4 protein-coding genes are annotated in these 4388 nt (G+C 47.5%); all 4 read left to right on the forward strand.

The genetic code is table 11. The features are described from left to right. Positions 1-951: 2,3-bisphosphoglycerate-independent phosphoglycerate mutase (gpmI, locus tag Q0241_RS22025; RefSeq protein ID WP_299381428.1), on the forward strand; the 951-nt coding region annotated here is incomplete at its 5' end. 127 nt (positions 952-1078) lie between these two features. Continuing rightward, a complete protein-coding gene (locus tag Q0241_RS22030; protein ID WP_299381431.1) occupies positions 1079-2329 on the forward strand; it encodes a peptidoglycan DD-metalloendopeptidase family protein in 1251 nt (416 codons plus the stop codon). Then, positions 2329-3624: a S41 family peptidase gene (locus Q0241_RS22035; protein ID WP_299381433.1), complete on the forward strand. Its 1296-nt coding sequence runs from the start codon at positions 2329-2331 to the stop codon at positions 3622-3624. Before Q0241_RS22030 ends, Q0241_RS22035 begins: the two co-directional genes overlap by 1 nt. Before the next feature lie 36 nt (positions 3625-3660). After that, positions 3661-4388, forward strand: a 728-nt coding sequence (locus Q0241_RS22040) for a hypothetical protein (protein ID WP_299381436.1), incomplete at its 3' end; no start/stop codon positions are given.

The raw sequence follows: 4388 nt of genomic DNA on the forward strand, positions 1-4388 counted from the left end.
GTGCAAAAGGCCTATGATGCCATCACTGTGTGTCAGGGCGAGACAGCATCTTCACCAGACGAAGCAGTTGCCAACAGTTATGCAAGCAAGGTGTGGGACGAATTTGTATTGCCCTGTGTGATTGATGGCTACAAAGGCATGCAAGACGGTGATGCGCTATTAATGACCAATTTCAGGGCTGACCGCGCACGCCAGATACTCCACGCTTTTATTGATGATGACTTTTCAGGGTTCGAGCGTCAAAACCGCCCCGAATGCTGCTCATACCTCGGCATGGTGGCCTATTCTAATGAATTGGCGAAAAAGATGGGCGTTATGTTTGCCCCAAGAGATCTGACAAAAACGTTAGGCGAAATCGTATCCAACGCCGGATTACGCCAACTTCGCATTGCGGAAACGGAAAAATACCCCCACGTGACCTATTTCTTTAACGGGGGTGTTGAGGAACCTTTGCGAGGTGAAGATCGTATTCTTGTGCCTTCACCCAAAGTCGCAACCTACGACCTTCAACCATCCATGTCGGCACCAGAAGTAAATGAAAAGCTCTGTACTGCCATAAAAAGCGGCAAATACGAACTACTGATCTGTAACTTCGCCAACTGTGATATGGTTGGCCACACAGGTGACTTACAAGCAGCGATAGAAGCCGCCGAAACTGTTGATAGCTGTTTACAGGATATCTATCAGGCTACGCTGTCAATGAGGGGGCGCCTACTGATCACAGCTGACCATGGCAATGCCGAAGAAATGCTGGATCCAATCACAGGCTTGCCACACACAGCACATACTTTGAATCCTGTTCCTATTTTATTAGTAAATGGACCCGATAATGTTACCAAGATTGCAAATGGTCGCCTTGCGGACATTGCGCCAACGATTCTAGACTTGTTAAATCTGGATCAACCGATTGATATGGATGGACAGTCGCTTATCAGACGTGATGACGATTAAACATCTAGGATAAATCTTTTTGAGGTTACAGTTGCCAAACGCTTTGCGCTCGCACCAATTATCTACACGCAGCAGCTTTTTCCAAAGCTGGCGAGCGGTGATAGCTGTTGCGGGCTTAAGCTTGTGTATGCCGATTATTGATATCGCTTCAGCTCAAGATGCAACGCAGCAGCTTCTGACAATCGAAGAGAAAACTGCGCAAAGTAAAAAAGAAGCACAGAAACTTTCTCAAGAGGCAAAGAAACTCAACGCCGAGGTAAATAATCTACGACAACAGCTGATCGCGTCCGCCAAAAAGGTACAGAACTACGAAAGCAACCTGACAAACATTGAAGAAACTTTGATCTCGCTAAAAGAAGATGCTGAACATAAAACAATCCGGCTAACTGAAAATCGTGAGAAATTAGGGCACACATTGTCTGCACTACAGCGGATTGCATTACTACCGCCCGAAGCCTTGGTCGCAGCCCCCGGTTCCCCTATAGATACAGTTCGCAGTGCCATGCTTTTAAAAGTCGCGGTTCCTGAAATAGAAACCCGTGTGGAAGATCTGCGTAGCGATTTGGACGAACTCGCTGAATTGAAAAGCCGAATCGAAGATGAACGCGCCGCGTTAATAGCGTCTCAAAAATATATCAAACGCGAACGCAACGATTTGAATGCCCTTCTCGATAAAAAACAAGCTTTGCAATCAAAGGCCCAAGCATCACAAAAATCGGTTAGCGCCAAGGTAAAAAAACTCGCGCAGCAAGCACGCAGCATGAAAGATTTAGTGAAAAAGCTGGAAGCCGAACGTAAACGTCTAGCTTTGGTAGCACAGAAACCCAAACCTAAACCGAAAAAAACACCCAATCAGGTGCCCAAAGATACCGTAGCTGAAAGCCCGCCTGCCCCCGTCCAACAGACCGCAAAATTAACGGTCGTGCCTGACCCATCGCAGATCCGAGAGTTTCCTTCACGCCAAAAACGTGTACTTTTGTATCCAGCTCGCGGAAGAGTGATTAGTAAATACGGCCAAAAAAGAGGCACAAATGAATCATATGATAAAGGTTTGGTTATAGCCACGCGTCCTTCGGCACAGGTTATTGCCCCATTTGACGGGCGAATTGCCTATGCTGGCGAGTTCCGTGGCTATGGACGCATCTTAATCATTGAACATTCTGGGCGATATCATACACTACTGGCTGGTGTTGAAAGAATTGATGTAACTGAAGGACAATGGGTTTTGGCTGGTGAACCTGTCGCAAGGATGAGCGATAAGAAGCTTGAATATGCTGAAATCTACTTTGAATTACGTCAAGGTGGACAGCCCATCAATCCATCTCCGTGGATATTAACAAACAATACGAATTCAAATCTCGATAAGGTGAACGGTTAATGCTCAGTTTCAAAAAAGTGCTCTTAACAACAGCTTTTGCTATTGCACTACCATCCAGCTTGGTGGCGGACACGACTGCAGATACCCGGCTCGATACCTATCGACAACTTGAACTGTTTGCAGATGTTTTCGAACGGATAAAAGCAAACTATGTCGAAGAAGCTTCTGATAAAGAGCTTATTGAATCAGCAATTCACGGCATGTTGTCCCGTCTGGATCCTCATTCCAGTTACCTGACACCGGAATCTTTCAAGGATATGCGGGTGCAAACCCGTGGCGAATTCGGTGGGCTTGGTATTGAAGTTACAATGGAAAATGGCTTTGTGAAGGTTGTCTCCCCCATTGACGACACGCCAGCAGCGCGCGCAGGTATTGAAGCCGGCGATTACATCACCCACCTCGATGGCGAAGCTGTTCTGGGCCTGACGTTGCAAGAAGCCGTCGAGAGAATGCGCGGTAAAGTCGGCAGCGAGCTAAAAATCACCATCAGCCGCGAAGGCGTTGATTCCTTTGATGTCACTCTGGAACGCGATGTCATCAAGGTCCGCTCAGTCCGTCACCGCGTAGAAGACAACATCGGCTATGTCCGGGTTTCTTCCTTTAACGAACAAACCACACCAGGACTGGAAAAATCCGTCAAGGCGATTCAGGAAGAACTGGGCGACAAGATGGTCGGCTTGGTTCTAGATTTAAGATTGAACCCAGGCGGGTTGTTGACGGAAGCAATTTCCGTTTCTGATGCCTTCCTCGAACAAGGTGAAATTGTTTCAACGCGTGGACGCGATAACAGCAACGCGCAACGATTTAATGCTAAATCCGGCGATCTGATCGATGGAAAGCCGTTGGTTGTTCTTATTAACGGCGGTTCCGCTTCTGCGTCAGAAATTGTTGCTGGTGCCCTTCAAGACCATCGTCGTGCAATCATTATGGGAACACAGTCCTTTGGTAAAGGATCGGTGCAGACGATTATGCCACTGCCTGGAAATGGGGCCATGCGCTTAACGACCAGCCGTTACTACACACCATCTGGCCGTTCAATTCAGGCCGAAGGGATTGCACCGGATATTGTTGTTGAACAGGCCAAGGTTGAAACCCTTGATATCAAGGGACAACGACGCGAAGCTGATCTCAGAGGTGCTTTGGAAAACAAAGGCGGGACAAACGGTGATGGCGAGGAAGGTGCTAACGGCGCAACAGATGAAGCTGCAAAGCCACAAGATTACCAGCTTGATCGCGCTCTGGATCTCATTCAGGGAATTGCTCTCTACAGCGCAAGCAACGGAGCAAGCAACTAACTTCCCACTAGGCTGATAACTTCAGTTGGACCAACCGTGAACTGGAAAAAAATCTTACTTATAACCTGCTGGGCTGCACTGGTTTCTCTAATCGGTGCAGCCGTTGGCTATACAATTTTAGGGCCCAACGTACCTTTGCCCTACCAATATGTGGAAGAGACAGCTCCCCAAGACGGGGATGAAAATCATTCCGACGCAGAGAACCATTCTGCAGATGAATCTTCATTAATAGGTGAGGACACAGCTACGGAAGCTAACTCAGACCAAAGTACTTCTCTTTCAAAGGAAACTACACAACCCGAACTTTCCTCAGAAGAAAGCGAAACGTCGGATAAACCGAATAAGTCACCATCGGCACAGGATAAAACCACGACTTCTTTGCCTGAAGATGATACTGATGCTGAACAAGTGAATAGTGAAGCTGTAGATAATCAAGAAACAACAGAAATAACGGTACCAGAGGCACCACAGTCTGAAGACACTGCCACAGAAGAAGCCAAGACAGACGATCATGCTTCTGATACGACCACGGCTCAAAAAGACGAAGCCTTAGGCGAACAGCCTGTAGCAGAAAATTCCGAACAAGACGCGCAAAGTCATACAAAGAAAACTGATCCCGTATCAGAAAAAAACGTCGAGACAACATCAGCGGCTGAAGGCACATCAACAACATCCCCAGAAGTCGCCGCGATTGATCCATCACCCTATCCGCCGAACCCACCAGTATTCAGCACCGAACCGAGCTGGAAACTCTATGGTCAAAA

Origin of the sequence: uncultured Kiloniella sp., assembly GCF_937128705.1 — a bacterium.
Lineage (GTDB): Bacteria > Pseudomonadota > Alphaproteobacteria > Kiloniellales > Kiloniellaceae > Kiloniella.